Source organism: Streptomyces sp. NPDC088746 (assembly GCF_044751065.1).
GTDB lineage: Bacteria > Actinomycetota > Actinomycetes > Streptomycetales > Streptomycetaceae > Streptomyces.
In genome coordinates this window covers 748,903-774,711 of record NZ_JBIVLA010000002.1, presented here as the reverse complement: position 1 = coordinate 774,711, position 25,809 = coordinate 748,903, and the positions used below count along the sequence as shown (strand labels likewise).

Genomic DNA, 25,809 nt, shown 5'->3' with positions numbered 1-25,809 from the left:
CGGCCTTAGAGTGAAACGTGACTGATTCCCTTACCTACCTCGCCGACGCGTCGCGCTACGACTCCATGGAGTACCGCCGCACCGGCCGCAGCGGGCTCAAGCTGCCGGCCGTCTCGCTGGGCCTCTGGCACAACTTCGGCGACGACCGGGGCCTCGGATCCCAGCGGGCGATCCTGCGCCGCGCCTTCGACCTCGGTGTGACCCACTTCGACCTGGCCAACAACTACGGCCCGCCGCCCGGATCGGCCGAGCTGAACTTCGGCAAGCTCTTCCGTCAGGACTTCGCCCCGTACAGGGACGAGCTCGTCATCTCCACCAAGGCCGGCTATCTGATGCACCCCGGCCCGTACGGGGAGTGGGGGTCCCGTAAGTACCTGCTGTCCTCGCTCGACGCCTCGCTGAAGCGGATGGGCCTGGAGTACGTCGACATCTTCTACTCCCACCGCTTCGACCCGCACACGCCGCTCGAGGAGACGATGGGCGCGCTCGCCTCCGCCGTGGCCCAGGGCAAGGCCCTGTACGCGGGTGTGTCCTCCTACAACGCGGCCCAGACCGCCGAGGCGGCGCGGATCCTGAAGGAGATGGGGGTGCCCGCCCTGATCCACCAGCCCTCGTACTCCATGGTCAACCGCTGGATCGAGTCGGACGGGCTGCTCGACACGCTGGAGACGGCCGGTATGGGCTGCATCTCCTTCGCGCCGCTCGCGCAGGGGCTTCTCACCGGGAAGTACCTGACCGGCATCCCCGAGGGTTCGCGCGCCAGCCAGGGCAAGTCCCTGGACCCGGGGCTGCTCGACGAGGAGATGGTGCGGCGGCTGAACGGGCTGAACGACCTCGCGCGCGGTCGCGGGCAGTCCCTCGCGCAGCTGGCGCTGAACTGGGTCCTGCGCGACAGCCGTATGACGTCGGCCCTGATCGGCGCGTCGAGCGTGAAGCAGCTGGAGGAGAACGTGGCCGCGCTGTCCGCACCGGCGCTGACCGCCGCCGAGCTGAAGGAGATCGACACCTTCGCCGTGGACACCGCGAGCACCAACATCTGGGCCAACCGGGGCTGAGAAGGGGGCTCCCCGGCGCCGTGTTCCGGTAGGTGACCGGGGCACGGCCCGGAGCCGCCACAGGCCCCGCACACGGGCCGCACATCCGGCACACCGTCCGGGCACAAAAAAACGGGCCGGTCCGTGGGGGGGGTTACGGACCGGCCCGAGGGGGGGTTTCCACCATAACCCTTCGTAAGTGCTGCTGCGTGCCACGCCACGAAATAATCACTCTCCGAATTCGCCGGACTGCGCTGCGGGCACGGCTCCAGGGGGTCTTCCGGGGCACGGATCCCGCCCTACAGGACAGTTTCTGTCCTGTAGGGGTCCTACATTCGGCCCATGACGACACGAGCCCGCAGGGCGACCGTGAGCTGGTCCCAGGCGAACGCCCGGCGCCTGGACCGGCAGTTCCTCTCCGGGAGCCCGTCCCCGGCCGGTCGTCCCGCCCCTGACGTCACCGGTGCAGTGGCCGCGATGCTCGGGGCGCACGCGCAGGTCCTGTCGGCCGCCGAACACTCGGTCGGCCTCCGCGCGCCGGGGACGACGCGCACAGATGTGCGTACGGCTTTGTGGGCGGACCGGAGCCTGGTCAAGACGTTCGGCCCGCGCGGCACCGTGCATCTGCTGCCCGCCGGGGAGCTGCCGATGTGGACGGGGGCCCTGTCGGCCGTGCCGGCGGGCGGCAGCCCGTTCCCGAAGGACGCCCGGATGACTCCCGATCAGGTCGAGGCGGTCGTGGCCGCGGTGGCCGGCGCCCTGACGGGCGCCGAGCTCACCATCGACGAGCTCTCCGACGAGGTCGTCGCCCGCACCGGCCCCTGGGCCGGCGACCTGGTGATGCCGGCGTTCCAGGGCATGTGGCCGCGCTGGCGCCAGGTGCTGCATCTGGCGGGCCACCGGGGCGCCCTGTGCTACGCGCCGAACCGGGGCCGGAAGGCGACGTACACCAACCCCGGGGCCGCCCCGATGCCCGCCCAGGAGGCGACGGCAGCGCTCGTGCGGCGCTATCTGCGGGCCTACGGTCCCGCCACGCCGGTCCACTTCGCCCAGTGGCTCGCGGCGCCGCGCGGCTGGGCCGGGCGGCTCTTCGAGGACCTGGCCGGGGCTGGTGCGATCGAACAGGTGGTGTTCGAGGGCGCCGGGGCTGCCTGGGTGGCGGCGGGCGACACCCGGTTCCCTTCGGCGGGGCCGCGCGGTGTGCGGCTGCTGCCCTACTTCGACGCGTTCGCCATCGCCTCCCGGCCCCGTGAGCGGCTCTTCCCCGGCGCGGCGTACGCACGCGCGCTGGCCGGCGGCCAGGCGGGCAACTTCCCGGTGCTGCTGGTGGACGGCACGGTCGCCGGGGTGTGGCACCAGCGCCGCTCGGGGAAGCGGATCGCGGTCACCGTGGAGCCCCTGAGCCCGCTGGACGCCGGGCGGACGCGGGAGCTGGAGGAGCAGGTGGAACGGCTGGGGGACGTGCTGGAGGGGACCCCGGAGCTGACGGTGGGAAAGGTGACCGTGGGCGGCCACGCGTAGGGCCTGCCGGGCTCAGCCGGCCACGAAGCGGATCGCCACCGTGTCCCCGCCGACGATCACGAAGTCGCCGTTCTCGCACCGGAGTACGGCCTCGCGCACCTCTCCGTACTCGTCGCGCCGCTCCTGCGTCCCGACGACCGTCCAGGCCCCGCCGTACGGAGGGGGAGGCAGCCGGCTCAGCTGTTCGAACTGCCACTGGCCCGCGGGCACACACCAGTCGGGGAGGCCGGGCCAGGCCCCGGAGGTGATGCTCAGCGTGTGGTCGGAGGCGCAGGTCAGCAGGACCGACTGCCCGCCCTCCAGCACGAATTCGACGGCTTCGGGCTCCCCCGCGCGGCCCTCGGGCCGGTAGAACAGGCCGTGGACGGCGATGATCCGCGCCCCCGTGAGCCAGTCGGCCTTACCGTGGCGCGGCCGGCCGGCCGGCGGGCTGATCTCTCCGCCCGGCATTTCCCTTCCCACCGACATGACCTGCTCCTTCGTTGTGCGCTCAACCACCAGGGTCGCACTACTCATGGGTAGGACGGAGGGGCAGGGGATGCCGTTGCATCCGGGGCCTGTGAAGCCGCCCTCAGCGTAGGGCCGTTGGTGTGCCCTCAGGCTTCCGCGCCTCGACAAGGAAGCGGGCGCTGTGCGCGACGAACGGCCCTTCCTCCTCGATCTGGCGGTGGAGGGAGCGCAGTTGCGGCAGGTAGGCGTCGACGGTGAACCCCGGAACCATCCAGATGACCTTGCGCAGGAAGTAGACGACTGCGCCGATGTCGAGGAATTCGATGCGCAGCCGCTCGGAGCGCAGATCCGTCACCTCCAGACCGGCGGCTTCCGCGTCCTCCCGCGCGCGCCGCGGGTCCCGGGCGCCGCGCTGCTCGGGCGAGAGCGGGCCGAGGAAGTACTCGACGAGCTCGAACACGCTCTCCGGGCCGACCTGCTGGGAGAAGTACGTGCCTCCGGGCGCCAGGACCCGGGCGATCTCGTCCCACCAGGTCTTCACCGGATGCCGGCTGACGACCAGGTCGAAGGCCCGGTCGGCGAAGGGCAGCGGCGGCTCGTCGGAATCGGCGACGACCGCGGCGCCGCGCGGATGGAGCAGAGCCGTGGCGCGGGCGACGTTCGGCGGCCAGGACTCGGTGGCCACGGTGAGCGGTGCCAGCACCGGCGCGGAGGCGAGGACCTCCCCTCCCCCGGTCTGGATGTCGAGCGCGGCCCCCGCCCGTGCCAGCCGGTCCGCCATGGCGCGCGCGTACCCCCAGGAGGGACGCTGCTCCGTGGCCCGCCCGTCGAGCCACGAGAAGTCCCAGCCGTCGACGGAGACGGCGTCGGCCTCCGCGACGAGGGTGTCGAAGCGCTGGTCGGAGGCGGAGGGGACGAGAGGTGCGGACGATCCGGTCATACGGGAAGGGTGTCAGCCCGCCCCGGCCAGGCGCGACCCGATATTCCGTACGTCCGTGCAGGGGGTGAAGGCCGTACGGACCGGCCCTAGGCAGCGAGTCCCCCGAACAGCAGGCCGGTCAGCGCCCCGGCGATCATGAACGGGCCGAACGGGATGCCTGTCTTGCGCCCGGCGCGTCGCACCAGCATCAGTCCCGCCCCGTACAGCGCGCCGAACAGGAACCCGGCGAAGCCGCCCACGCTGAGCGCCCCCCAGCCGTACCAGCCGAGCGCCACGCCCAGCGCGAGGGCGAGCTTCACGTCACCGAAGCCCATGCCGGCCGGATTGATCAGGAACAGCAGGAGGTAGAAACCGCCGAGCACCACTCCGCCGAGCAGCGCCGAGATCCAGGACCCGCCGTGCTCGGGCAGCAGCGCCACACCGCCCAGGAGCACGGCGGCGGCACCGGCCAGCGGCAGCGTCAGCGTGTCGGGGAGCCGGTGGACGCGGCGGTCGATGACGGCGAGGAGCACGGCGACGGGCGCCAGCAGAACCCAGACGGCGGCCTCCGGGCGGGTCCCGGTGGCCGCGGCGAGGGCCGCGCAGGCGAGCACGGTGACCACGGGCGCGAGCACGCCGGGGGCGTAGCGGCCCCGCACGGCCGGCGCCGGGGTCCGCGGAGCGCCGCCTCCCGGGAGGGAGGGGACGGCCACGGCGCACGCCGCGCATCTCGTCGAGCCGAGCCACCCCCGGGCGGGCCCCGTGAGCGCGTGCCCGGCGGGGCAGGCGTCCCTCCAGGGCTCCTCGGGCTCGACGGAGAAGCGGTACGCGGCGCGCGGGAGCAGCAGCCCGGCGGCGGCTCCCCAGAGCGCGGCGACCGCAATCAGAGTGGCTTCCACGGATCCGACCCTAATCCGGCCCGCGCGGCGGGGTCTTGGGCCCGGGGGCCCACTGCGGGCCGTTCCGGACCCACACCCCGGCCGCGGCGGCTACGGTCGGTTCCCATGGGGAAATGGCGTGACGGCAGCGGGACACTGACGGTCGGGACGGACCCTGGGGCGCCCCGGGTGCCGCTGCGCGTCGCCGCCTCGTACAGCGCGCGGACGCGAGGGCTGCTCGGCGCCGACGGCGTCGACGGGGCGCTGCTGATCACCCCGTGCGGGGGCGTGCACACCTTCCGGATGCGGTTCACCATCGATGTGGCGTACCTGGACCGGAGGTTCCGTGTGCTTGCCGTCCGCACAATGAAGCCCGGCAGGCTCGGTCTGCCCAGGCTCCGCGCCCGCCATGTGGTGGAGGCGGAGGCCGGGGCGATGGAGCGGTGGGGCCTGCGGCCCGGGACGCGGGTGCGGGTCTCCGTACCCGCTACGGAAGTTTCGCCGCCTGCGCGGTGACGAGTGCGGCCGGGATCTCCGGTGCGGTCTCGCCGAGGAAGTTCGCCGCGTAGAAGGTGACGACCGTCGACCCGGTGCGTACGAGCTGGAAGACGAGCGGGACCCGAACCCCCTCCAGGCTGCCCGTCACCTGGTAGGCGAACGACTCCTGGCCGGCCCGGGTCGCGGGCAGCGTCCTGACCTCGGTGTAGGTGGACGGCCCGTCCTCGCTCGTCGTACGGAACCCGCCCGCGCAGGCCCCGACGGCCTCGCGGACCGAGCGCAGCAGCTCCTGCGCACCGCCCTTCGGGTGCGAGGTGAGGATCTCGGTGACGACGGTCTGGTCGTCCTTCCCCTCCTCGGCCGTGTCCATCGCCGTACGGAAGACGGTGGCGGCGGGGGCGGGTTCGGGCGAGCCGTTGATGATCGCGGTGATCGGCCGGCACGCCTCGGTCCCGGCCTTCTCCGTGCCGCGCTCGTCGGTGCCCTCCAGGGGCGCGACCTCGTAGCCCTTCACCTCGCCCGTGGTGAGAGCCACCTTCGCGAGCTCGGCCTCGGTGAGGGTCCTGCCGTCACTGGCGGGCGTGGCGGAGGAACCTGGCGTGGCGGCGGAGGCGGAGGCCGCCGGTGTCCGCGAGGCCGTGGCCTTCTTTCCGGCGCCCTTGTCCTCGCCGCCGTCCGGCCCGCAGCCGGCGGCCGCCAGGCAGAGGACCAGCGTGCTCGCCGCCACGACAGTGGTACGTACCCTCATCGCTCACCGCTCCTGGCCGCCGGACACCGGATCAGCACGCTAACAACCGGGGTGCCCCCGGCGCGTGGGCCCGTGGACCCAACTCACGGCGGTCCCGGCCCCAGCAGCGTCCACGCCCCGTACGCGGCGGAGCCGACGGCGAGCACCGCGACGACGGTGCCCGTGCGCGCGGTCGTGCGCAGCCCGGCCAGCGCGACGGCGGGCGGCAGGAGCAGGGGGAACGCGGGCATCATCAGGCGCGGCCGGGAGCCGAAGTAGCCGGAGCCGATGAGCGAGATGACGACGGTCGCGATGCCGTACACCAGCACGGGCAGCGGCTGCCGCTGCCGTACGCACAGGAACACCAGCCACCCGAGCAGTCCCAGGGCCGCACAGAGCCCGAGCGCGGCGGGCAGGGGCAGTCCGGCGATGAACGCGGCCAGCGCCCGGCCGCCGTCGATGCTGTTGCCCCACTGCGCCTGGACGTCGAAGTACGCGAACGGGCTGCCCTCCCGCACGGCGACGAACACCACGTAGGCCAGCCACCCGAGCGGCGCCAGGCAGACCCCCAGCAGCATGCGCGCGTTCCGGCGCGCCAGGGCCTGCCGCTCCCCCGCCCGCCACTCCCGTACGAGGACGACGGCGGCGCCGATCGCGAGCGCCGCGATGAGCGCGGCGGCCGAGGGCCTGGTCAGCCCGGCGAGCACGCACAGCGCGCCCGCCGCGATCCAGCGGCCCCTGAGCGCGGCGTACAGGGACCAGGCGGCGAGCGCGGTGAACAGGGTCTCGGTGTACGCCATCGACTGGACGAACGCCGTCGGGTACGCGCCCCAGAGCGCGGCCAGCACCACTCCGGCCCGGCGCCCGTACAGCCGTGCTCCGACGGCGAAGATCCCCCAGGCGGCGAGGAGCCCCGCCACCCAGGCGACGGCGATCCCGGCGCCCTGCACGGTGAACGGGGTGACCGTGGCGAGGGCCCGTTCCAGGGCCGGCAGAAGCGGGAAGAAGGCCAGGTCGGGGTGGACGCCGCCGTCGGGGAGGGTGACGGTGTAGCCGTAGCCGTTCTCGGCGATCCGCTGGTACCAGACGGAGTCCCAGCGCCCGCCCAGCAGGTGCGGGGCGTCCTTCCCTGCGGCCGACGCCGACACCCAGAAGACGAGGAGCCCGACGGCCCTGACCGCCGCGTAGGCCCCCAGGGCGGGTGCGGCGGCGGTGAGCAGGGCCCTGGCGCGGTGCCGGGTGCTGCGGGTTCCGGGCGCGACCGGGCGGGCGCGCGTCTGCTGATCGGGCATGCGGCCGATTATGAGCCCGCCGCCTCGGAGGTCACCAAGCCGGGCCCGGCGGCGGCCCTCCTCCGGCCCGCAGGACCTCCGCGTGCGGGGCCTGCCGGGTGCCGAGCCCTCGGCCGACCAGCGGGGCGACCGTGCGGATCAGCTTCAGCTGCGCCGAGCGCAGGACGCGCAACGTGTTGTCGTCGGGCCAGCCCGTCGTGGTGGACCACTCGTACCCCGAGCCGACCACGTCGCTGACGAACGCCAGCTCGGTCGCCAGCAGGGCACGTGCCCAGTCCATCGGGTCCAGCGGCTCCTTCGCCGCGAGGGCGCCGCGGATCGACATGCCGCGTCGGCTCAGGTCCTGGGCGCTGTCGAAGCCCATGGCCACGGCGAACTCCTCCGTGCAGCGGGCGGGGCCGCACCACTCCATCAGCCCCAGCTGGAGGAGGCGTGACTCCTCGTCGGTCAGGGTCAGCTGCTCAGCCGTGGGCACGCGCCGTCACCTTCCGGTTGCGGCCCGGCCCGGCGCCGTGGGGGTGCGCCGGGACGGGCGTCGATCACCTGCAGCGCAGACGCTATTGGTAGGACGGGCCGCCGTCTTGGGCCCAGGGGCCCAACTCGCTCTTTCGTTCGGATCGGGCAAGGGCATCCGGACGGGAGGCCCTCGGATCCTCAGCCGTCCTGGCCGGCTTCGAGGATGCGCTCCACGCGGGCACGGGGCAGCTGGCCGACCGGCTCCTCGACGGCGTCCACGGTGAGGGACGGCGGGCCGTCCCCGCTCGTGTCGTCGTCCAGGACCCGGGCCCGTGTCCTGACGCCGTCCGGGGTGGCCGCCCAGTAGGCCGAGGGACGCACCCCGCCGGCCGGGTGGAGCACGGTGGTACCGAGCCGGGCCGCGAGCATCAGGGCCGCTTCGGCCTCCGCCGGCGGCGCGGGCCCGACGCGAGGTGCCACACGGACGTCCCAGGAGAGCGCCAGGTCACCGTTCAGAGCCGTGTAGTCGCAGAGGACCGGCGCCGTCCAGTCGCGGTGCCCGTCCGTGTCGTCGGCGACGTCCACTTCGCCCGCCTGCACGCCCAAGACCTCGGCCAGGGCGGCAGCCATGTCCTCCGGTGAGGGCTGCCGCACGGTCAGGAACGTGTACAAGGCCATCGGGGTCTCCGCCTCTTCCCGGCACTTCGTCAGACCCGTGGGCCTGTCTTCCGGAGCCCGCTGCGGACTCTGCCGGGGTGCGGCGGATCCGCCTGGCCGCACCGTGCACGGCCAGCAGGTCCAGGACATGGAGGTGGCAGCTCGCGCCGCCGTGCGCGACCCGGAGCTGCAACCAGTCCGACCAGGCCCTGACGGCGTCGGCGTCGTGGTCTGCCGCGCTCCGGTCCAGGGATTCGAGTTGCGTGACGCGGGGTGTTCCGCGTCCGGAGAAGGATCTCTCCGAACGGCGAGCCCGCACCGTCCACGACCGTCGCGTCCACCGGAATGACACCGGAGGGCCCCGGTGGCCGGGGAGCACCGCCCTCTCGGCCGCGCTCAAGGGGCGAGGAGTGATCGCGACGGGCAGCTGTGCAGTCTCCCCCCCTGCGGCCGCCCCCCCTCGGGGCGTGGCCGGACCAGGTCGGTCCGGCGGGCTCCGCTTCGGGCGCGTGCGGTCGTGGGCCTACCTGACTTCCGTCACCTCGACGCCGTATTCCCGCCGCAGGTCCTCCACCAGACGCTTGCTCCCCGCTTTGACCACACCGCGGGCCCACCAGGTTTCCACCGGAATCCTGGGAAACACATCCGGGGTGAGAAGCGCACGGAACCTCTCGTCGATCGCCTCCACCTCCACGCGGAGATCGGCGAGTTCGGGAAACTTCTGCAGCTCTCCGGCGACCAGGGCCCGCTCCAGCGAATTCCTTGACGTCAGGTCGTTGAAGTAATCCTCGGCGTCACCTCGGTAACCCTGCTCGCACTGGTCGACAAACGTCGACCAGCGGGCCAGGAGTGCCTCGGGCTCGGTGTCACGCCACCGTCCCGACGCGGCGACGAAGCGCGAGAACTCGTCGCGAAAACCACTGTCACCTTGTGTCATCGAGCTGCCTCGTTCGCGAAGTATGCGGCCGGATCGTCCGGTCGGAAGTAGGTCGTGATGGTGTTCCCGTTTCTCATGCCTATCCTCCCCTGGGCGTCCAGTCGAATGACGACGCCGTCACTTCGGACGGCTTCGCGTGCACCGGCCGGCAGGCTCGCCGGGTCCATCAGCCTTTCGGCATCGGCCACGTACCTGTCGAACCCGTCAGGCGTGTCGTATTCCGGCATGTCGGGGGTGCGCGTGGGATTGCCCGCGTCGTCGAGCCCCATCACATGCTTGTCGTACTTCTCGTCAGCGACGCCAGGCCTGAAGCCGCAGTTGTTGTTGTGCACCAGCACGGGCGTGTCGCCCGCCAGCACGTAGTAGGTGTGGACGCCGGCGACGGTGAGGTCGTGTGTGGTCCGCCGCTGGGTGTAGCGGGAGACGGAGGCCACCGTCAGCGTGGTGCCGTTCGGGGTACGGAGATCGTTGCCGGGGCGGATGTCTCCGGCGTCGAGCCAGCGCCGCCGGTCCACGGACCAGAACGGGTGCGTGTCGGTGGCGGTGACGACCGCTGGGCCCGTGGGCGTCCGGAACACGAGTCGTGTGAAGTGCTTGTCCTCATGGGTCGTGATCAGCCGCTCGACCTCACGCGATCCGTGGTGACCCGTCGCCGGATCGGTCGCGGAGACCATGGACCCGGCTGCGACCTTCTCGATCCCGACGCGGCGGCCGTCCGCGAGCAGTACCGGAGTGCCCGGAAGGAAGCTGTGCTTCACCGGGCAGGTGACCGGCTTGTCGTCCTTCTTGGGCGGGTCCTTCTTGGGCGGGTCCTTCTTCTCGGTGTCGAGCTTCTTCTTCGCGTCCGCGAGCTTCTTCTCCGCGTCCGTGACCTTCTTACGGTTCTTGACCAGGCCCTTCAGCCCGTCATACAGATCCCCGCCATGCTTCTTGAGCTTCTTGATCAGCTCTGCGGCCTTCTTCCACTTCCACGGCGCCCCGTACTTCGCCGCGAGCTTCCCGACCGCGCCCCCGATCAGACTCAGCAGCACGTTGATCAACGTCTCCGTGCAGGCGCCCATGTCGCCCTTGGTGATGCAGTCCAAGGCATCGGTGATCCCCAGCTCCTCGGCGAGGATCTTCGCCAGCTCCTTCGCCGCCTCCAAGGCCTTGTCGGAGCTGGTCTTCTCCGCCGCCTGCGCGTCCTGGAGTTCCTTCAGCGCGGCGTCGTAGTCGATCTGCGCCTGTGACTTCGGCGTGCCGTCGTCGGACACGGGCTTGCCGTCCCCGGGGGAGTCCTGTGCCTCGGGGTTCCCGCCACCACCGCAGTCACCGACCCCGGTGACCCGGCACACCTGCGCGCTGATCTTCTCCGACAGCTCGGCGCCGATCCCCGTCGCCACGAGAGCGCCGACGATCGCCACCACCACCATGACCAGACCGAGGTACTCGATCGTTCCCTGGCCACGCTGCCCCCGGCGCAGCCCGAGCAGACGCACCCCGGTCCGCGGCACCTTCCCCCGCGACCAACGGCGTAACCGACGACGCACAACCCCCGGACGAGACATACGAATGACGCTAGCCACCGCACAGGCCCCCGTCTTGGGCCCACGGACCCAACTGACCGGTCCCGGCGGCCACACAGGGGTGACCGGTCCCGGCGGCCACACAGGGGCACCCCTTCCTTCGGCGCGGTGTCAGGCGACGGCCACTCCGTCGATGAGCTGCCGGAGGAGTTCCCGGCCGTCCTGCCAGTCGCCGAGACCACTGCCGGAGTTGATGTGCCCCTGGTTCCCGACGGAGTGCCGTGGCGCGCGCCATCCCGATGCGAGCGCTGCCGACGCCGCCGCGTCGCAGTAGGGGTCGTCGTCACTGGCCACCACCAGGTTCCGGCCCGGCAACGGGCCGGCAGAAAGGCCCAGGAACGTCGATGCCGCCTCCCGAGGAAACTCCGGCCCCAGGGGATCCGGCGGCGCGACCAGGAACGCCGCGACTCCCTCCGGCCGTGCCCGGTCCAGCCACTGCGCGGCTGCCCAGCAGCCGAGGCTGTGCGCCACCAGCGCCACTCGCCCGACGCCCCGCTCCCCGCGCTGCCCGTCGCGCCGGGAAGCCAGCTCGTAGGCAGCCTGGACCGAGGTGACCCAGTCCTCCAGGTCCGGCGCGGCCCAGGAGGCAGGCGCGACGCGGACGGCCGAAGCCCCCCAGCGGTGCTCCCACAGGCTCTGCCAGTGGTGCTCGTCCGAGCCGCCGATACCGGGGATGATGATGTACGCAACCATTGCTCGTGCCGACCTCTCCGTCGTGTCCGCCTGATCCGCCAGGAGGCGTCGAGGCCAGTGTCGACGGGCCGGTGGCAACCACCGGGCTCGACAAGTGATTGCGAAGAAGGCGGGGGCGACAACGATGGAACCACTCGACGAGATCGACCGCGCGATCCTGGATCTGCTCCAGACCGACGGCCGGCTCACCGGAGCCGAGGTCGGACGCCGGGTCGGGCTCTCCCAGCCGGCAGCAAGCGCACGAATCCAGCGCCTGGAGAGGCGCGGGGTCATCACCGGCTACCGGGCTGTGGTCGAGCCGGCTGCGGTGGGGCTGAACATCCATGCGGTCGTCCGGTTGCGCACCTCGCACGCCCGGCTGTCCCAGGCTCTCGACCTTGCCGCCCGGACCCCCGAGGTCGTCTCGACCCTCCGCGTGACCGGCGAGGACTGCCTCGTCCTCGACGTGCACTGCACCCACGCCCAGCGCCTCGAACAGGTCGTGGACTCCCTCGCCTGCTACGGGCCGGTCACCACATCCCTCGTCCTGCGCAGCTACCCCTCCAAACCGCTGCCCGACGGCAGTTCACGGGCTCATGACCTCGTGAAGTAGTGCCCGGAAACACACGGGGGGACCCCGTCGCCGGGAGTCCTGGCGTCGTCCTCCGCGGTCCTGGCATGCCGGATCCAGGGCGCATGCGAGCTCGGCCTCGCCTGCGGGTGTCTGCGCCATCCGATGGCCGTCGACTCATCGGGCTCCGCGTCCGGCCTCGTGGAGATGTCCTCCGGCTGCAAGGACCGGCTGACCACTCCGAGGTACATGCGAAACCCCCCGGGCCCGGTCCCGCGACGGGACCGGCAGTGCACGAAGTTGGGCCCGTCTTTGGGGCCTGGGGCCCAGGTCAGGCACGACTCCCCGCCGTACATTCGGCCCTCAGGGACAACAGGGCAGGTGCCGGCGAGAGGGTGGACCGTGAGCGGCTGGGGAGACAGGAGCGCGGGCCACATACCGCCGGGCGTCGCCGGACGACAACGGGGCGGCAGGTTCCTCTCGTTGAGCCGTAGCTGGGCGGCCGGCGCCCTCGTCTACGTCTTCGCCGGGTTCCTGATGACCCGGGCGCTCGTCGAGACCCTCGCGACCGAGGAACGGCTCGAACTCTTCGGCTGGCGGCTCGCGTTGCTGCACCTGCCCGGCGTCCTCGTGACCGTCCTGACGGTCCTGGCCGCCGCGCGCGCCCTTCCCGCGTCCCAGCGGGACTCCCGCCCCCTCCGCCTCCTCGGCGCGCTCGCCGTCCCCGTCGCCGGGCTCGCGTACGGCTACGCGGTGGCGTGGGACGTCGTGGGGACCGAGGGCCTCCTGATGCCGGCCGTGGCCATGGTCACCGGCGCCGCCGTCGGACTGTCCCTGGACCGGCTCCTCGACGACCGGCCCGCGCCCCCGCCGGCGTACGGGCGCTCGTACGACTGGCGTGAAAGCGGCGCCACGGCCACGGAGTACCTCGGCGTCATCGTCCTCGTCGTCGCACTGGTAGCCGCGCTCGCCCTGGCCGGGCTCGGAGGCCGGATCGGGGCGGGCATCCGCTGCGCCATCAGCACGCTCACCGGGGACGGCCAGGGCTGCACGCCGGGCGGGGACGGCACGGCGAGGCCGAAGACCGACGCCGACTACGAGCCCAAGCTCTGCCAGATCTCCAACATCTCCGACACCGCCGGCGGCAAGGTCAAGGTCGGCTGGTTCGAGTGGGGCGAGGAGTACGGCTTCCAGCAGAAGGTCTCCCAGGCCAACACCGACGTGAACGAGGACGGGAAGGTCGACGAGAACGACAAGCTCGTCTACATGACGTTCACCGACGCCGCGTCGGCGGGCCTCAACGCCTCCACCCCGGGCGTCAAGCTCGGCAGCCTGGGCAAGGCGGACATCGACATCGGCGGCGGCATCAAGATCACCAACGGTGACACCTGGGTGTTCAAGAGCGAGGCGGACGCCCAGAAGATGAGGGACGACATCGAGGAGATGAAGATGTGGGAGACCTCGATGAAGCACAGCGGCGGCTACGGCGGCGGCTGGTACTCCGGCATGAAGTGGGCCGACAAGAAGGAGGACATCGAGAAGAAGATCGGCGACAAGAAGATCTCGTACTCGACCCTCGGCATCAACCTGTACGCGGACGGCGGCCTCTCCATCAAGGCGGGCGACGACACGAAGCTCGGGGCCAAGCTGGGCGGCAAGGCCAAGTTCTCGCCTGACGTGACGATCACCAAGGACGACGTCAACGGCAACGAGTCGTACACCTACACCGCCAAGCTGGAGATCGAGGGCAAGGTGGGCGGCACCGCCGGCCCGCTGGGCACCACCTCCGGCGCCAAGGACACCCGGACCGGGGCTCTGACCGTCACCCGCGACCAGGAGTCCGGGAAGATCGTACGGATCGACATGACGCAGACCGTGGAGAAGACCTCGACGTCCGACAAGGGCGAGGTGGGCGGCGACAACGGCCAGAAGGGCAAGGACAAGCGCGGCGGCAAGGGCAGCATCACCGACTCCTCCGGGGAGACGGGCGTCGAGGTGCGGACGAACTCGATCGTCTTCGGCAAGGAGACCGACAAGATCACCGAGGCCAAGCGCTCCATCGCCGAGGAGTGGCTCGACGGCTCCGGCAACAACACCGCCCCGTTCGAGTACATGTTCGGCGACCATTCCCTGCAGGAGAAGCCCGCCGGGACCGACGCCTTCGAGCAGCTGATGTACCAGGACGGGCTGTCCAGCACGATGCGGTACCACGGCGAGTCGGACGCCCAGGAGTTCGGCTTCGAGGTGTCGCTGGGCATGAGCCTCGGCTTCTCGATCTCCGACGAGCACAAGAAGGAGACGCTGACGGACGCGCGGTTCCTCGGCGCTCCACGGGGCGACAAGCGGACGTATCTCCCGTACAGCTACTGCGCGCAGTGAACACACAGGAAGAGGCGATGACGTTGACGAAGTCCAGGACGCTCGGTGCGGCCGTCACCGCCGCCCTCGCACTGACGCTGCTCGGCGGCTGCGGCGGCACGGACGCCGCCGCGGTCCCGGACGGGTGGGCCACGCTCGACACGAAGAGCGTGTCCGTCGGCTACCCGGAGGACGAGGGGTACGCCCCCCAGCCGGCGGCCGAGCGCAGCAAGGCCAACGCGGCGGTCGCGCTCAAGGAGGAGAAGGGGCTGCGCACCGGCATGGTCTCGGTCCAGCTGGACTTCGCCACCGGTGTCGGCGACGCCGGTGAGGCCGCCGCGGCGGCGGGCGCCGGCATCGGGCTCGGGGCGACGCGCAAGGACACCCAGGACGTACGGCTCGCGGGCGAGGAGAGCGCCCGGGACGCGCGCAGGATCGACTACGAGTTCACGTCGACGGGCGAGGAGTCGACCCCGGCGAAGGGGACGCGGATGACGGGGGTCGTGGTGGCGGGCGTCGACTCGAAGGGCGTCCCGTTCGCCATCCGCCTCAACGCGGTGAAGGGCGACCTCCCCCCGGCGGACCTGAACGCATTCGTGCAGTCAATCACGGTGAGCTAACCCCCGACGGGCCCTCCCCCCCCCCCGGTCGATGGGAAGTTACGGACACCCATACCGGACATGCAGGGCACCCATCCGTCCCCAACCTCCCACCGACGCCCACTCACACGCACTCAGTCGAGGCAGAACTCGTTGCCCTCGATGTCCTCCATCCAGAGGCACGACTCGTTGTACTCGTCGGCGCGGAACAGCCGCACGCGCGTCGCGCCGAGCGGGATCAGGCGCGCGCACTCGGCCTCGAGTGCGGCCACGCGCTCTTCGCCCACGAGCCCGGTGCCGACCCGGACGTCGAGGTGCACCCGGTTCTTGACGACCTTGCCCTCGGGAACGCGCTGGAAGTACATGCGCGGGCCCACCCCTGTGGGATCCATGCAGACGAACCCCGCCCCCTGACGCTCGGGCGGCAGCGTGCGGTCGTATGCGTCCCACGTCGCGAACCCCTCCGGGGGCGGCGGTACGACGTACCCCAACACCTCGCACCAGAAGCGGGCGACGCGCTCGGGTTCCGCGCAGTCGAAGGTGATCTGGACCTGCTTGATCGACGGCATCGGACCACCATAGGGGCGAGGCCTTGCCTAGTCCACGGGCTTTTGCAGCCCGCGGGCCGGCGATCAGGCAGGGACCTCGCCGGTCGGCGAAGGCATCGGGTGTGGGCGCAGGACCATGAGGGGGCCTTCCGAGGTCGCCACCATGGCGAACGGGAACCGGTCGACCTCCAGGCAGAGCGCGACGTCATCGGGATGGACTCCTTGGCGCACCCCGTTGGCCAGTTCGGCGGCGGCGCGCGACTCGGCGGCGCGGTGGACGTACTCAGCGGCTTCCACCCCGGCTTCGGTGGCTCTCCGGGCGATGTACTGGGCACATGCCAGGTCTTCCTCGGCCTGCCCGTCCTCGCCGGTGACCACGAACGTGACGCTGTCGCTCTGCCGTGTCCGCAGGAGCTGAGCCGTCGCCCCCGCCACGACGAAGCCGGCGCACAGCACCAGCGCGGCGTCCTGGACGGCAAGGGCGCCGACCGTTCCCGCCGTGGTCTTCTGCACGACGGTCCGCCCGCCGAGGTCGAGGGACCGCAGCAGGCCGGGCGAGTTGACGGCGTCGAAACCGGGCGCGGGCGGACCGTCCTTGATCGCCACCCAATCCGGGTGGCTGGCCTTGAGCGCCAGGGCGTCGTCCAGGGACGCGGCGAGAACGATCTTCTCCGCTCCCTGGGCGAAGGCCCAGGCCGCCACGGTGTAAGCGCGCATGACGTCCACCACGACCGCCACGGAAGGGACTTCGGCGAGATCAGCGATGCCAAGGAATCGAGCGTCCATGCCGGTCATGATCGCGCATGCCCCGCCCCGGCCGCACGCTGCCCTGTTATCCACAGGCCCACGCGGCATCCCGGTGCGCAAGGCATCCTCTCTCCCTGACGGTCCTCCCCTCCGGCGAGGGGGAGGACCGTGAACTGGACGGCGGAGTATCACGGAGCGGCCGGATGACGGGGAACCTGCAGTGCTTCACCCAGCGAGGCATCCTGCTCACCCGCGAGGTGATCGCGGCAGGCGTGGCCTCGCGGCAGTTGAGCCGATCACTCGACGCGGAGGGCTGGCAGCGCGTCGTACGCGGGGCCTGGGCCTCGCCGGGTATCGAGCTCACGCCGTGGCTCAAGGCCCGCGCCGTGCAGATACTCCATCCCGAGCTCGTCCTCAGCCACCGGGCCGCCGCCTCGCTCCACCGGATCGAAGTACTGCGGGAGGCGATCGAGTTCACCGCCTCCGACAGTCCTGCCGGCCGGCGCCACGGGTTCATGGTGCACCGCAGGCCCCTCGCCCCGGCCGAGATCTGCGTACGCCATGGGCTGCGGGCCACCACCCCGCTGCGTACGGTGCACGACCTGCTCCTGTGCGGCCCCAGGGATGAGGCACTGGTCGCCGTGGACTCCGCGCTGGGCCCTCGCGTGGTGAGCGGCGGGCGCAGGAGCGGCTTGGTCGGCACCGCCCAACTGACCGCTGCCTGCTCGACGCATCCCACGCGTCGCCACCGCACCCCGCGGGCGGCAGGATGGCTCGCCCTGGCCGATCCGCGGAGCGGCTCACCCGCCGAGACGGTGGCGCGGTTACGGATGCACGACGCCGGTCTGCACCCGCTCAGCCAGGCGGAACTGCGGGCGTACACCGGCCGCCGGATCGTGGCCGACTTCCTCTTCGTCCGGGAGGGCGTGGTGGTGGAGATCGAGGGCTACGCGTACCACGGCAGCCGTGAGGCACACCGCCGCGACCTGGATCGCTTCAACGCGCTGAGCGCCTGTCCCGGAGTGCGGCTGATCCTCCGCTTCCCCGCCTCGACGGTGTTCAGGACACCCGACCGCATGCTCAGCGAAATCCGCGCGGCACTCGCGAGTTCGGTGTCCACGTGAGGCGGATCTGCCGGGCGCGGCCTTCGAGGCCGTTGTGGCCGCCTCGATTCAGAGCGTGCTGCCGGCCGAACGGTCCGCTGTGCCGGGAACGAAAGGCGCGGTGAGGCCGGCCAGGAGCTGGAGGGTGGCAGCAGCCTCGGACCCGGGTGGTGCGCTGTAGATCATCATGGTCATGTCGGGATCGTCGGGCGCTCGCATGGCGACATAGTCGAGGGCGAGTTCGCCGAGCTGAGGGTGATTGAACCGTTTACGGCCGCGGGTCTTGGCGCGGACGGTGTGGTCGGCCCACAAGCGGCGGAAGTCCGCGCTTCCCAGGGAGAGCTCGCCGACCAGAGTGGCCAGCTGCGGGTCATCGGGGTGGCGGCCGGTATCCATGCGGAGGTTGGAGACGGTGTCGCGGGCCTTGTTCTCCCAGTCGGGGTAGAGGCCCTTGGAGGCGTCATCGAGGAAGACCAGCCGGGCCATGTTCCGCTCGGCCGCGGGAAGGGTGGGGAAGTCAGCGATCAAGGCCCTGGCCAGGTCGTTCCAGGCCAGGATGTCCAGGCGGCGTCCGATGAGGTAAGCAGGGACGGATACAAGGGCCTGGAGCGCCTGACGCATCTCGGGGCCAACCTGCTGCGGTCGGCCTGGGCGCTTGCGCGCGCTGGTGGGTTTGGCAAGGTTGTGGAGGTGGGCACGCTCGTCGGCGTCGAGGCGGAGCGCGCCGGCGACGGCGTCCAGGACGTCGGGGGACACGTTGCGGGCCCGGCCCTGTTCCAGACGGGTGTAGTAGTCCACGCTCACCCCGGCCAGGAGGGCCAGCTCCTCGCGGCGCAGGCCCGGCACCCGCCGCCGACCACCGAAGTTGCCCGCGCCGACGTCGTCGGGGCGGAGACGGGCGCGTCGGGTCTTGAGGAACTCGATGAGCTGCTGGACACGATCCATGTTTCCAGTGTCAGTCACGGCCGTGCCGCTCTGCCTGGTCCTGGCAGACCTAGGCAGGGCGGACCCGGGCTGAACGGAGCTCTGGGTGGGCCTGGCCCGGATGCGCAGGATGGACCTCGTTCGTCGGCGAACAAACCCATCGACCGCACCAGCCCAGGAGTCATCCCATGCCGAACACACTCACGATCGTCGCCAGCTTCACCGCCAAGCCGGGCCAGGGGCAGCGCCTGCGCGACGAGCTGGACGCGATGGTTGCGCCCTCCGTCGCGGAGGAGGGCTGCATCGGCTACCAGCCGTTCACCGATCCCAGCCGCCCCGACCGCATGATCATCGTTGAGGAGTGGGCCAGCAGCGCGGCCCTGGGCCACCACTTCTCACTGCCGCACTTCAAGCATGTCGCGCAGGTCCTTGACGAGATCCTCGCCGAGCCGTTCACTCTGCGCCGCCTGACCGACATCCCGGACTGAGACCCCCGCATCAGCGGGCCGTCCGCGAGGCCGTGTCCCGTGAGGCTCACGCGGACACGGGCCACGCGGGCCCTGCCCCCGCTCATCGGATTCGGGAGCAGGACGCAGACAAAAGCCCAAGGTCGGCTGCCGCAGAACGAGGAACACATTGCCCTGCTCCATGCGGTGAGGGGCCGGGATCAGGTGGGCTGGTCACGGGTAGCTGCCGGGCCGCGAACGACCGCGCCGGGCCCTGTTGTTCGATCAGCACGGGGGCACTGGACGGGAGTCCCGAAGTTCGACCAGCTTGATGAGCGCCGCGTGCAGCTCATGAACACCCACGTAGGCATCATGCGCGAGGACGCCCAGGTTTCCGGTTGCCGCCACGCGTATGGCCCGCGGAGGTTCACCGACTGCCGCAAGTCAGCGCGCAGGATCGTCGCCGCGGCCGAAAGGCCTGCCGCCGGGCGTGCGAGAACCTCCGCCGGCGCCCACGCCCCGGCGGAGGCGAGCCCGGCGGCACCGAAGACGAGCCGTCGGCCGATGGGAAGTAGTGGACACCCGTTCCGGACATTCAGGGCACCCATTCGTCCTCAACCTCCCGTCGACGGCCCACGCCGGAAGCTGTACGTCGGACAGATCCTCGCGCGCTTCGGCGCCGAGCCGCCGAGGGGCGACTTCGGGCTGGACGCCTCGCCGTACGACGTGAACGTCGGCGGGCATGACGTCCAGCGGCCGGGTGGCGTGCATCGCCAACTTCGGGATCTACGTGGACATCGGCGGCTACGCGGCGCTGATCAACATCCCCGAGCTCTCCTGGCACCCCATCGACCACCCCTCCGAGGTGGTTTCCCTCGGCCAGGAGATCAGCGCCCGGATTCTCGGCATCGACCTGACCCTCGACCGAGTGACGATGTCCCTCAGAGCCCTGCACGGCGACGTTGGAACCGCCCCCTGAAATGTGATGGAGACTCCACCACCCCTTCCAGTACAACAACACGATGAGCTGGGTAGCGAACGTGATGGTCTCGGTCGACAGGGTGGACAACGCCCACGTGGAGGCGTTGAGCGAGTGGCTGCGGACAGCGGCCCCTCGCCGCGCACAGCCGGAGGCCTGTGGGGTGGGATTCCTGAACCTGCTCACCAGCGTCGACACCAACCAGTGGGGCGGCTGGAAGCACCCGGAGTGCACGGTGTGGGCGGGGGCCCTGAACCATGCCGACCTCTCGGCTCTCCGGCACCGCGCCTCCGAGGTGCCGTGGCGCGAGCCGAATGTGGTGCAGCTCCTGGTCATGGATCAGGAGGAGGGTTTCTTCCGCATGTGGATGATGCGCGGCGGAGAACTACGGCAGTTCGCGCCACTGGAGCCGAACGAGGAGGACGAGGGCTTCTACCGGCACTGGTGAGCGGACCGGTGGCCGTCATAGCCGCGGATTCCGGCCGCTGGGAAGTTACGGACAGCCAGAGCGGACATACAGGGCGGGCATCCGTCCGTAACCCCCCTAACGACCGCACCCCTCATCGTGGGAGGAGAGCCCACGACTTGGTGCCCTGGTGCGGTGTTTGCCCCTCGGCGACGCCCCACTCGCCGCCCCAGTCGTCGACGACCGCCGACAGAAGCCAGAGAGCGCGGCGGCGCCGGGCCTCGCAGAGGGCCAGGGCATCCGGGTCGGTGTGGCGGGGGTGCTGGTCCCACAGGACCAGGCGGAGGGCGTCGTCACGGTGGCGGAGGGAGAGGTAGAGCTCGCGGCCGGGGGTCAGCGCGGCGTTCACGGCGATGAGTTCGGTGACGGCGAGCGTGACCGGCCAGGTGTACGAATGGAGCCCGTACGTCGGTAGCGAGGCGGCGACCGCGTGCCGCCCGACCGCCGCACTGCGCGGGTCACCGGGCAGGGTGAGGCTGAGTACGAGCCCGGGGGCGGGGCGGGGGGCCCTCTCGGGACACAGGGCGGCGGGTTGGGGCGGTGGGGCGTACGGGTGCATGGCTGACTTCCTGGTCGGGATGCCGAGTTGACGGTCACCGCCGCTGCGGGTGAGCTGTGGCCTGTCTCCCTGGCGCGGACCTGCCCCTCCCAGGGCAGGAGGTGCGGGCAGGCCCGCGCGATGCACTTCGGCTCCACGCAGCGTGTGCGGTGCGTCACCTAACGTATGCCCCACGTGGCACCCGTGTCGCCATTGCGGAGGCAATTGCCTCCCTGTGGGTGGACTCGGTCTCTACGTCAGCGGCAGACTGTGCCTACCGTTGGCGGAAGAAGAGGCCCATGCCGAGCAGTTCCACACCTACCGAGCGGCAACGGCGCCTCGGCGCCGAGCTTCGAAAGATGCGCACCGCCGCCGAAGCGACCACTGCGTACGCAGCAGGCCTGCTGGGCGTCGACAGGACGAAGATCTCCAACATGGAGGCTGGCGTCCGGCCCGTAGCGCCGGAGCGCGTTCGCACTCTCGCCTGCAACTTTGCTTGCTCTGATGCCCGTTACGTTGATGCGCTCGTCGCTATGGCCGAGCAACGCGAGCGAAACTGGTGGGAGCAGTACCGGGGCACTCTGCCCCCGGGGCTGCTGGACATCGCCGAGCTTGAATGGAATGCCGTGCGAATCCGCACCGCGCAGACCGTCCATCTACCGGGTCTTCTCCACACCGATGGGTACGCACGTGCGGTGTTCGGCGCCGTACTGCCCGCACTTTCACGGTTGGAGATCGAGCTGCGCGTGACCCACCGCATGGACAGACAACAGGTGCTGGACCGCGAGGACCCGGTCGACTACGTCGGCTTCGTGCACGAGGCCGCGCTCCGCATGCAGTTCGGCGGTCGCCAGATCATGCGGGAGCAGCTTGTGCATCTCTGCGAGGCGTCAGAGCGCAGGAACATCGAGCTGCGAGTCATCCCCGTGGACCGGGGAGCGTTCCCTGGCGCGGGCCACGCGCTTCTCTACGCGCACGGCGTCGTGCCGCAACTGGACACGGTGCAGCTGGATTCCGCGCATGGTCCGGAGTTCATGCACGCCGAGGCGCAGCTCACCAAGTACCGGGCCCACCTGGACTGGATGGAAGAAGCTGCCTTGGGCGCAGCCGAGTCACGCGACTTCATCCATGCCGTAGCACGTCAACTTTGAGGAGCCTCGCTATGGTCGAGATCAACTGGGAAGAGCCTTACTGCGGTGAGGGAAACAACTGTTTCCGGCTCGGGACGGACACCGAAGGCAACGCCTTCATCGCCGTTCTCGGTCAGGAGGATCGTTACCTCACCGACAGCCGTGAGGCCCTCCAGCAGATGATCCGGGACATCAAGGCCGGCAAGGCCGATCACCTGCTGTAGACAACACCCGCGTCCCCGTCGGCCGGGCGCCTGCGACGGCTCAGGAGCTGCCAGGCGCCCAGGCCCAGGACCAGCACGGTCCCGGTGCCGATTCCGGCGAACCCGATCGCTCGCATCGTGAGGTCCTCACCACTGCCGGGGCCCGTGTCGCCGATGCCGAAACCCGCCGCTTCCGGGTCACCGTCGTACGGCGGGCCCGGCTGGGCCTCTCCCTTGAGGCCGACGTTCAGCGTCATGGGGACACCGCGCGGGACCTTCGGGTCGAGCGTCACCTGGACGTAGTACCAGCCCTGGAACCTCATCGCCGATTCCGCGGTCGACTCTCCCTCGAACCGGTTCGCGTAGGCGGCCGGGGCCGTACCGAGATCGACGCCGACAGGGGCGCCCCGGTAAGCGATGCTCTTGTCGGAGACCGGGCCACGAGCCGTGTTGTACAGCGCGAGGCGCAGCCCGTTGACGGAGAACGAGCCGTCCGTGGTGCCGTTGGCCAGCTGGGCCCGCAGGAAGAGCTGCCGGCCCCAGGCGACCGGCACCTTGTAGAACCGGCTGTCTCCCGGCTGGAGGTCGTCCCGCCAGACGCCCTCGTCGACGGCTGCCGCGTCGTTGAACCCCGTGCCGCCGCTCACCTTCCGCGGAGTGCCGTCGGCCGGGGACGGCGCTTCCGAGCTCCAGGAGGTAGGCGCCTGAGGTTCGGCCGCACCGGGCTTGAGCCCCGGTTCCGCCATGTAGGTCAGCTCGATCGGCCACTCGGCTCCGCCGCCGGCCTTCGAACCCACCCGGGTGACGGAATAGAGATAGTCCCCTGCCTGTTGGCAGGCACCTGTGTCGTCCTTGATGCGGCGCGACGCGTAGCTCGCGATCGGGCGGGTGGTGTCACCCCCGAAGTACGCGGCCGGGCTCGAACCGCACGGTGTGCCGGCGGCCGAGGTCAGGTCGACCTGGAGCCCGTCGAGGATGCCGCTCGTGGTGCCGGGAGGCGGGGCGAGCACCGTGGAGACGAAGGCGTTGGACATGTCGTCCAGCCGGACCCGGTAGTACTTCTTCTGGCCCGGCCCGATGGTGTCCGAGTAGACCTTCGCTCGCTCCAGCTGGGGCCCGTCCGCGCTCGACTCCGTACCGGTGACGGGCACGGAGCCTTGCGCAGGCCGGTAGGAGGCGGCGCCGCCGCCCCCCGGGGCATCGTCCGCGCGCGGGTCAGCCGCCGCGGTGCCCGCCAGCAGCAGCACGCAGAGTGCTGCCGCCGCCCCGGCGGCAGCACCGCCTACGGGCCTCGACTTCATTTCGCTCCTGTTCGTGCTTATGACGCGCCGGCGCGCTGGAAGGTGACCTCCACGCGGCGGTTCTTCTTACGGCCCTCTTCGGTCTCGTTGCTCGCGATCGGGTAATCCTCCCCGTAGCCACGGATCTCGAAGGTCACGTTCGGCAGCCCCGGGGAGAGGACTCCCTGCACGGCGTCGGCCCGCTGCTTGGAGAGGACGTCACCGTGGGCGGCGGAGCCGAGGTCGTCGGTGAAACCGAAGACCCGGACCTTTGTCGCCTTCTGGTTCTTGATCTCCTGGGCGATCGCGGTGATCCGGGCGTTGGCCTCACCGCTCAGCTTCGCGCTGTCCTTGCCGAAGAGGACCTCGGCCTGGAGGGCGAAGGTGATGTCCACGTTGGTGTCCTCGCGGCGCTCCTCACCACCCAGATCCTCGACGACGGACTTGATGTCGAGCACGCGGACATCACCGAGGGTCGCGCCGTCCCCGAGCATCAGACCGGGCGAGTTCGCGTCGACCTCTACGGGCGGCGAGGCGGAGGGGACGGCCGTCGGGTTGTCGTCCGCCGTCGCGGAGGCGGCTCCCCACAGGGTCGAGGTGCCGAGGACGACGGTTGCTGCGGCGCAGAGCGCGACGCGGCGGCGCAGGGCACCTCGTGAGGCGCTTGGTGTGGGGGCGGGTGGCTGCATGGTGGTCATCACCCGGAGATCTTGATCGTCGCGGTGGGCATGGTCGGGATCTGGAAGTCGACCTCAGCCGTGCCCTGCGGCGGGGCGGGAAACTGTGCGAAGAACGGTGCCTCGTCACCCGGCTGGACCGCTTCGAACTTCGTGCACAGGCACCGGCCGTCGGTGTCACGCAGGATCAGGTAACGCTTCTTGCCTGCCTGGTCCACCAGAGTCGCGCCCGCCATGGATGCGCCGTTGTTCACGAGCTCCTGCTCAAGCCCTTGCCATCCAGGGGCAAACCAAATTTGATCCGATCCGTTCTTCACCCGTCCCTTGACCGTGACGAATCCGCCGGACTCACGCTCGGCCGAGCTGACAACGACCTCTACGCCGTCCTTGCCCTTGATCGTGGCCAGCACCTGGTTTTCGTCCGGCGCTTCGGGCTCCGGGGCCTCACTCTTCTGGCTGTCGGAAGAAGCCGAGGATTCCTTGGGCTTGCCCTCCGACTTGTCCGCTCCCCCGTCGCCGCCACATGCCGTCAGCACGACAGCCATGGCTACAGAGGCAGCCGCCACAGCGGCCCCCTTGAAGCGAATCCGGGTCATGGCTGCACGCATCGGCGTGGTCCTCTCGAGGTCGTTCATCACTTGTCGGCCAGGTGGACGGAGAACAGGTCTGCCAGGTCCGGCAGGAGTTTGAGGTTCTTCGGGTCGATGTCGAAGTCCAAGTCTTCGTCATCGCACACGGCTTTGTACGCCTTCCGCTCCTCGGACTCATCCGTGTCGCCGTCGTCGGCATCCGTCGGAGGGCTCGGCGCGGGACGTGTGTCCTCTTCGATACGGCAGCGCGGCTCGATCACCGCTCGTGCGGTGGCCGTGGCCTTCGTCGTCGTCGTGCTGGCGATCACCGAGTCACCGACGGGCTTGTTCGTCTCGACCGTGACGTTGTACGAGACCTCTGGCCAGTCCTCCGCGTAGCACATGGTCCCGGTCAGGTGGGCATCGTTCTTGGCAGCCAGCCAGTCGGCGGCATCGCAGGACCCCGAGAGAGCTCCGCGTCCGCTCAGCAGGTCGTCCCACTCATCCAGGTCGAAGACGCCTGGCCAGCTCAGTTGGTCGCGCGCGTCCGTCGCCGCCGCGAGGGCGGCGGCATCTGCGGCGGTCTGGGCCTCGTTCCGCTTCATCGACGCCTGGCCGACTGCGAAGTACGCGAACGCAAGAAAGAGCAGGCCCGCCACCACCATGATGTAGATGGGGAAAGCCTGCCCTGCCTCGCGTGCCTGTCTGGCTACTACTTTCCGCCCGTGATCTTGGCGATCTGCGCGGTGATGGCACCACCGATCGCCGTCCCGATGTTCGTCAGCATGAGCGCCGCGATGATCGCCACAACCACCACGATGATGCCCAGGTACTCCACCGAGCCCTGCCCCCGGTCCCGGTCCGCCCGGGCCTTCATGCGTTCCACCGAGGTGTTCGCCCAGACCTTGGCGTTGACGGACGCCTTCAGCATCAGCTTGCTCATGGTGTTCCCCTCCGGGTCCGGCCGACCGGAGGCCGGCCGACGCGTGTGTCTCTGCTGTGCCGCGTCCGGAACCGGCTTCCTCCTGGCCGGTGCCGTCGGCGACATGAGAAAGGTACGACGGA

The 25,809-nt window shown here is 70.7% G+C and carries 30 protein-coding genes and 1 pseudogene; 12 read left to right on the top strand and 19 right to left on the bottom strand.

Going from position 1 to position 25,809, the window contains the following annotated elements:
• Positions 1 to 17: 17 nt before the first annotated feature.
• Both mgrA and ACIP63_RS11090 read left to right on the top strand, forming a co-directional pair.
• Positions 18 to 1,055, top strand: a complete 1,038-nt coding sequence (mgrA, locus tag ACIP63_RS11095; RefSeq protein ID WP_401513635.1) for an L-glyceraldehyde 3-phosphate reductase — start codon at positions 18 to 20, stop codon at positions 1,053 to 1,055.
• Between the two features lie 321 nt (positions 1,056 to 1,376).
• Positions 1,377 to 2,555 (top strand): winged helix DNA-binding domain-containing protein, encoded by a 1,179-nt coding sequence (locus ACIP63_RS11090; protein ID WP_401513632.1) that lies wholly within the window; start codon positions 1,377 to 1,379, stop codon positions 2,553 to 2,555.
• Positions 2,556 to 2,567: 12 nt separating this feature from the next.
• On the opposite strand, the gene ACIP63_RS11085 is transcribed toward ACIP63_RS11090, so the two are convergent.
• The 3 genes from ACIP63_RS11085 to ACIP63_RS11075 form a co-directional block, all read right to left on the bottom strand.
• On the bottom strand, positions 2,568 to 3,023 hold the full coding sequence (locus ACIP63_RS11085) for a hypothetical protein (RefSeq protein ID WP_401513629.1): 456 nt from the start codon (positions 3,021 to 3,023) through the stop codon (positions 2,568 to 2,570).
• A 103-nt stretch (positions 3,024 to 3,126) separates the two neighbouring features.
• Positions 3,127 to 3,945 (bottom strand): class I SAM-dependent methyltransferase, encoded by an 819-nt coding sequence (locus ACIP63_RS11080; protein ID WP_401513626.1) that lies wholly within the window; start codon positions 3,943 to 3,945, stop codon positions 3,127 to 3,129.
• Positions 3,946 to 4,031: 86 nt separating this feature from the next.
• The gene (locus ACIP63_RS11075; RefSeq protein ID WP_401513623.1) at positions 4,032 to 4,823 is read right to left on the bottom strand and encodes a prepilin peptidase; all 792 of its coding nucleotides are present in this window, start codon (positions 4,821 to 4,823) and stop codon (positions 4,032 to 4,034) included.
• A 105-nt stretch (positions 4,824 to 4,928) separates the two neighbouring features.
• Here ACIP63_RS11075 and ACIP63_RS11070 point away from each other — a divergent pair, with 105 nt between their 5' ends.
• Entirely contained in the window at positions 4,929 to 5,318 is a 390-nt protein-coding gene (locus ACIP63_RS11070; RefSeq protein WP_401513620.1) for a DUF192 domain-containing protein, read from the top strand.
• Here the strand turns inward: ACIP63_RS11070 and ACIP63_RS11065 are convergent.
• From ACIP63_RS11065 to ACIP63_RS11035, 7 genes are all read right to left on the bottom strand, one after another.
• A complete protein-coding gene (locus tag ACIP63_RS11065) occupies positions 5,290 to 6,048 on the bottom strand; it encodes a hypothetical protein (RefSeq protein WP_401513617.1) in 759 nt (252 codons plus the stop codon). The two genes, ACIP63_RS11070 and ACIP63_RS11065, sit on opposite strands and share 29 nt — an antisense overlap.
• An 83-nt stretch (positions 6,049 to 6,131) precedes the next feature.
• Complete coding sequence (locus ACIP63_RS11060; RefSeq protein WP_401513615.1) at positions 6,132 to 7,319, bottom strand: hypothetical protein; 1,188 nt, start codon at positions 7,317 to 7,319, stop codon at positions 6,132 to 6,134.
• Between the two features lie 31 nt (positions 7,320 to 7,350).
• Positions 7,351 to 7,794 (bottom strand): hypothetical protein, encoded by a 444-nt coding sequence (locus ACIP63_RS11055; RefSeq protein ID WP_401513612.1) that lies wholly within the window; start codon positions 7,792 to 7,794, stop codon positions 7,351 to 7,353.
• Between the two features lie 179 nt (positions 7,795 to 7,973).
• Positions 7,974 to 8,453: a hypothetical protein gene (locus tag ACIP63_RS11050; protein WP_401513609.1), complete on the bottom strand. Its 480-nt coding sequence runs from the start codon at positions 8,451 to 8,453 to the stop codon at positions 7,974 to 7,976.
• Between the two features lie 502 nt (positions 8,454 to 8,955).
• On the bottom strand, positions 8,956 to 9,369 hold the full coding sequence (locus ACIP63_RS11045; protein WP_401513606.1) for a hypothetical protein: 414 nt from the start codon (positions 9,367 to 9,369) through the stop codon (positions 8,956 to 8,958).
• On the bottom strand, positions 9,366 to 10,847 hold the full coding sequence (locus ACIP63_RS11040; protein WP_401513603.1) for a polymorphic toxin-type HINT domain-containing protein: 1,482 nt from the start codon (positions 10,845 to 10,847) through the stop codon (positions 9,366 to 9,368). The genes ACIP63_RS11045 and ACIP63_RS11040 overlap by 4 nt, the downstream gene beginning before the upstream one ends.
• 198 nt (positions 10,848 to 11,045) lie before the next feature.
• Complete coding sequence (locus ACIP63_RS11035) at positions 11,046 to 11,627, bottom strand: RBBP9/YdeN family alpha/beta hydrolase (protein WP_401513601.1); 582 nt, start codon at positions 11,625 to 11,627, stop codon at positions 11,046 to 11,048.
• A gap of 124 nt (positions 11,628 to 11,751) precedes the next feature.
• On the opposite strand from ACIP63_RS11035, the gene ACIP63_RS11030 reads away from it, so the two are divergent.
• The 3 genes from ACIP63_RS11030 to ACIP63_RS11020 all read left to right on the top strand — a co-directional run bounded on the left by ACIP63_RS11030 (position 11,752) and on the right by ACIP63_RS11020 (position 15,155).
• Complete coding sequence (locus ACIP63_RS11030; protein WP_401513598.1) at positions 11,752 to 12,219, top strand: Lrp/AsnC family transcriptional regulator; 468 nt, start codon at positions 11,752 to 11,754, stop codon at positions 12,217 to 12,219.
• A 441-nt stretch (positions 12,220 to 12,660) separates the two neighbouring features.
• Positions 12,661 to 14,556, top strand: a complete 1,896-nt coding sequence (locus ACIP63_RS11025; protein ID WP_401513596.1) for a hypothetical protein — start codon at positions 12,661 to 12,663, stop codon at positions 14,554 to 14,556.
• Between the two features lie 17 nt (positions 14,557 to 14,573).
• On the top strand, positions 14,574 to 15,155 hold the full coding sequence (locus ACIP63_RS11020; RefSeq protein WP_401513593.1) for a hypothetical protein: 582 nt from the start codon (positions 14,574 to 14,576) through the stop codon (positions 15,153 to 15,155).
• Between the two features lie 113 nt (positions 15,156 to 15,268).
• Here ACIP63_RS11020 and ACIP63_RS11015 read toward each other — a convergent pair whose 3' ends face one another.
• Both ACIP63_RS11015 and ACIP63_RS11010 read right to left on the bottom strand, forming a co-directional pair.
• Positions 15,269 to 15,703 carry a VOC family protein gene (locus ACIP63_RS11015; protein WP_401513590.1) on the bottom strand — a complete coding sequence of 145 codons (435 nt, stop codon included), beginning with the start codon at positions 15,701 to 15,703 and terminating at the stop codon, positions 15,269 to 15,271.
• 63 nt (positions 15,704 to 15,766) lie between these two features.
• Positions 15,767 to 16,468, bottom strand: a complete 702-nt coding sequence (locus ACIP63_RS11010; RefSeq protein WP_401513587.1) for a 2-phosphosulfolactate phosphatase — start codon at positions 16,466 to 16,468, stop codon at positions 15,767 to 15,769.
• A 164-nt stretch (positions 16,469 to 16,632) separates the two neighbouring features.
• Between ACIP63_RS11010 and ACIP63_RS11005 the strand changes: the two genes are divergently transcribed.
• Positions 16,633 to 17,553 carry an endonuclease domain-containing protein gene (locus tag ACIP63_RS11005; protein ID WP_401513584.1) on the top strand — a complete coding sequence of 307 codons (921 nt, stop codon included), beginning with the start codon at positions 16,633 to 16,635 and terminating at the stop codon, positions 17,551 to 17,553.
• A gap of 48 nt (positions 17,554 to 17,601) precedes the next feature.
• Here ACIP63_RS11005 and ACIP63_RS11000 read toward each other — a convergent pair whose 3' ends face one another.
• Positions 17,602 to 18,477 (bottom strand): helix-turn-helix domain-containing protein, encoded by an 876-nt coding sequence (locus ACIP63_RS11000; RefSeq protein WP_401513582.1) that lies wholly within the window; start codon positions 18,475 to 18,477, stop codon positions 17,602 to 17,604.
• 167 nt (positions 18,478 to 18,644) lie between these two features.
• Here ACIP63_RS11000 and ACIP63_RS10995 point away from each other — a divergent pair, with 167 nt between their 5' ends.
• The 3 genes from ACIP63_RS10995 to ACIP63_RS10985 all read left to right on the top strand — a co-directional run bounded on the left by ACIP63_RS10995 (position 18,645) and on the right by ACIP63_RS10985 (position 20,329).
• Complete coding sequence (locus tag ACIP63_RS10995; protein WP_401513579.1) at positions 18,645 to 18,944, top strand: putative quinol monooxygenase; 300 nt, start codon at positions 18,645 to 18,647, stop codon at positions 18,942 to 18,944.
• 700 nt (positions 18,945 to 19,644) lie between these two features.
• A complete protein-coding gene (locus ACIP63_RS10990; protein WP_401513576.1) occupies positions 19,645 to 19,881 on the top strand; it encodes a S1 RNA-binding domain-containing protein in 237 nt (78 codons plus the stop codon).
• 43 nt (positions 19,882 to 19,924) lie between these two features.
• A complete protein-coding gene (locus ACIP63_RS10985; protein WP_401513574.1) occupies positions 19,925 to 20,329 on the top strand; it encodes a squamosa promoter-binding protein 15 in 405 nt (134 codons plus the stop codon).
• A 112-nt stretch (positions 20,330 to 20,441) separates the two neighbouring features.
• Here ACIP63_RS10985 and ACIP63_RS10980 read toward each other — a convergent pair whose 3' ends face one another.
• Positions 20,442 to 20,906, bottom strand: a complete 465-nt coding sequence (locus tag ACIP63_RS10980; protein WP_401513571.1) for an ATP-binding protein — start codon at positions 20,904 to 20,906, stop codon at positions 20,442 to 20,444.
• 278 nt (positions 20,907 to 21,184) lie between these two features.
• On the opposite strand from ACIP63_RS10980, the gene ACIP63_RS10975 reads away from it, so the two are divergent.
• Entirely contained in the window at positions 21,185 to 22,036 is an 852-nt protein-coding gene (locus ACIP63_RS10975) for a DUF5753 domain-containing protein (RefSeq protein ID WP_401513568.1), read from the top strand.
• 11 nt (positions 22,037 to 22,047) lie between these two features.
• A complete protein-coding gene (locus tag ACIP63_RS10970) occupies positions 22,048 to 22,239 on the top strand; it encodes a hypothetical protein (RefSeq protein ID WP_401513565.1) in 192 nt (63 codons plus the stop codon).
• Here ACIP63_RS10970 and ACIP63_RS10965 read toward each other — a convergent pair.
• The 5 genes and pseudogenes from ACIP63_RS10965 to ACIP63_RS10945 form a co-directional block, all read right to left on the bottom strand.
• Entirely contained in the window at positions 22,227 to 23,519 is a 1,293-nt protein-coding gene (locus ACIP63_RS10965) for a hypothetical protein (RefSeq protein WP_401513562.1), read from the bottom strand. The two genes, ACIP63_RS10970 and ACIP63_RS10965, sit on opposite strands and share 13 nt — an antisense overlap.
• 17 nt (positions 23,520 to 23,536) lie before the next feature.
• On the bottom strand, positions 23,537 to 24,187 hold the full coding sequence (locus ACIP63_RS10960; protein ID WP_401515062.1) for an OmpA family protein: 651 nt from the start codon (positions 24,185 to 24,187) through the stop codon (positions 23,537 to 23,539).
• A gap of 8 nt (positions 24,188 to 24,195) precedes the next feature.
• Positions 24,196 to 24,783 (bottom strand): hypothetical protein, encoded by a 588-nt coding sequence (locus tag ACIP63_RS10955; protein WP_401513559.1) that lies wholly within the window; start codon positions 24,781 to 24,783, stop codon positions 24,196 to 24,198.
• Positions 24,784 to 24,809: 26 nt separating this feature from the next.
• Positions 24,810 to 25,421, bottom strand: a pseudogene (locus tag ACIP63_RS10950) (pilus assembly protein TadG-related protein); the annotation flags it as partial.
• Positions 25,422 to 25,456: 35 nt separating this feature from the next.
• Positions 25,457 to 25,687, bottom strand: a complete 231-nt coding sequence (locus ACIP63_RS10945) for a hypothetical protein (RefSeq protein ID WP_362938144.1) — start codon at positions 25,685 to 25,687, stop codon at positions 25,457 to 25,459.
• Positions 25,688 to 25,809 lie beyond the last annotated feature (122 nt).

Excerpts from the sequence above, each read along its gene's own strand:
- ACIP63_RS10995 (WP_401513579.1), top strand. The coding sequence starts at position 18,645 with ATGCCGAACACACTCACGATCGTCGCCAGCTTCACCGCCAAGCCGGGC.
- ACIP63_RS10965 (WP_401513562.1), bottom strand. The coding sequence starts at position 23,519 with ATGAAGTCGAGGCCCGTAGGCGGTGCTGCCGCCGGGGCGGCGGCAGCA.
- ACIP63_RS11070 (WP_401513620.1), top strand. The coding sequence starts at position 4,929 with ATGGGGAAATGGCGTGACGGCAGCGGGACACTGACGGTCGGGACGGAC.
- ACIP63_RS10955 (WP_401513559.1), bottom strand. The coding sequence starts at position 24,783 with ATGCGTGCAGCCATGACCCGGATTCGCTTCAAGGGGGCCGCTGTGGCG.
- ACIP63_RS11090 (WP_401513632.1), top strand. The coding sequence starts at position 1,377 with ATGACGACACGAGCCCGCAGGGCGACCGTGAGCTGGTCCCAGGCGAAC.
- ACIP63_RS11065 (WP_401513617.1), bottom strand. The coding sequence starts at position 6,048 with ATGAGGGTACGTACCACTGTCGTGGCGGCGAGCACGCTGGTCCTCTGC.
- ACIP63_RS10985 (WP_401513574.1), top strand. The coding sequence starts at position 19,925 with ATGAGCTGGGTAGCGAACGTGATGGTCTCGGTCGACAGGGTGGACAAC.
- ACIP63_RS11020 (WP_401513593.1), top strand. The coding sequence starts at position 14,574 with ATGACGTTGACGAAGTCCAGGACGCTCGGTGCGGCCGTCACCGCCGCC.
- ACIP63_RS10975 (WP_401513568.1), top strand. The coding sequence starts at position 21,185 with ATGCCGAGCAGTTCCACACCTACCGAGCGGCAACGGCGCCTCGGCGCC.
- ACIP63_RS10960 (WP_401515062.1), bottom strand. The coding sequence starts at position 24,187 with ATGCAGCCACCCGCCCCCACACCAAGCGCCTCACGAGGTGCCCTGCGC.
- ACIP63_RS11035 (WP_401513601.1), bottom strand. The coding sequence starts at position 11,627 with ATGGTTGCGTACATCATCATCCCCGGTATCGGCGGCTCGGACGAGCAC.
- ACIP63_RS11010 (WP_401513587.1), bottom strand. The coding sequence starts at position 16,468 with ATGGACGCTCGATTCCTTGGCATCGCTGATCTCGCCGAAGTCCCTTCC.
- ACIP63_RS11045 (WP_401513606.1), bottom strand. The coding sequence starts at position 9,369 with ATGACACAAGGTGACAGTGGTTTTCGCGACGAGTTCTCGCGCTTCGTC.
- ACIP63_RS11060 (WP_401513615.1), bottom strand. The coding sequence starts at position 7,319 with ATGCCCGATCAGCAGACGCGCGCCCGCCCGGTCGCGCCCGGAACCCGC.
- ACIP63_RS11085 (WP_401513629.1), bottom strand. The coding sequence starts at position 3,023 with ATGTCGGTGGGAAGGGAAATGCCGGGCGGAGAGATCAGCCCGCCGGCC.
- ACIP63_RS11050 (WP_401513609.1), bottom strand. The coding sequence starts at position 8,453 with ATGGCCTTGTACACGTTCCTGACCGTGCGGCAGCCCTCACCGGAGGAC.
- ACIP63_RS10990 (WP_401513576.1), top strand. The coding sequence starts at position 19,645 with ATGACGTCCAGCGGCCGGGTGGCGTGCATCGCCAACTTCGGGATCTAC.
- ACIP63_RS10970 (WP_401513565.1), top strand. The coding sequence starts at position 22,048 with ATGGTCGAGATCAACTGGGAAGAGCCTTACTGCGGTGAGGGAAACAAC.
- ACIP63_RS11030 (WP_401513598.1), top strand. The coding sequence starts at position 11,752 with ATGGAACCACTCGACGAGATCGACCGCGCGATCCTGGATCTGCTCCAG.
- ACIP63_RS10945 (WP_362938144.1), bottom strand. The coding sequence starts at position 25,687 with ATGAGCAAGCTGATGCTGAAGGCGTCCGTCAACGCCAAGGTCTGGGCG.
- ACIP63_RS11015 (WP_401513590.1), bottom strand. The coding sequence starts at position 15,703 with ATGCCGTCGATCAAGCAGGTCCAGATCACCTTCGACTGCGCGGAACCC.
- ACIP63_RS11005 (WP_401513584.1), top strand. The coding sequence starts at position 16,633 with ATGACGGGGAACCTGCAGTGCTTCACCCAGCGAGGCATCCTGCTCACC.
- ACIP63_RS10980 (WP_401513571.1), bottom strand. The coding sequence starts at position 20,906 with ATGCACCCGTACGCCCCACCGCCCCAACCCGCCGCCCTGTGTCCCGAG.
- ACIP63_RS11080 (WP_401513626.1), bottom strand. The coding sequence starts at position 3,945 with ATGACCGGATCGTCCGCACCTCTCGTCCCCTCCGCCTCCGACCAGCGC.
- ACIP63_RS11000 (WP_401513582.1), bottom strand. The coding sequence starts at position 18,477 with ATGGATCGTGTCCAGCAGCTCATCGAGTTCCTCAAGACCCGACGCGCC.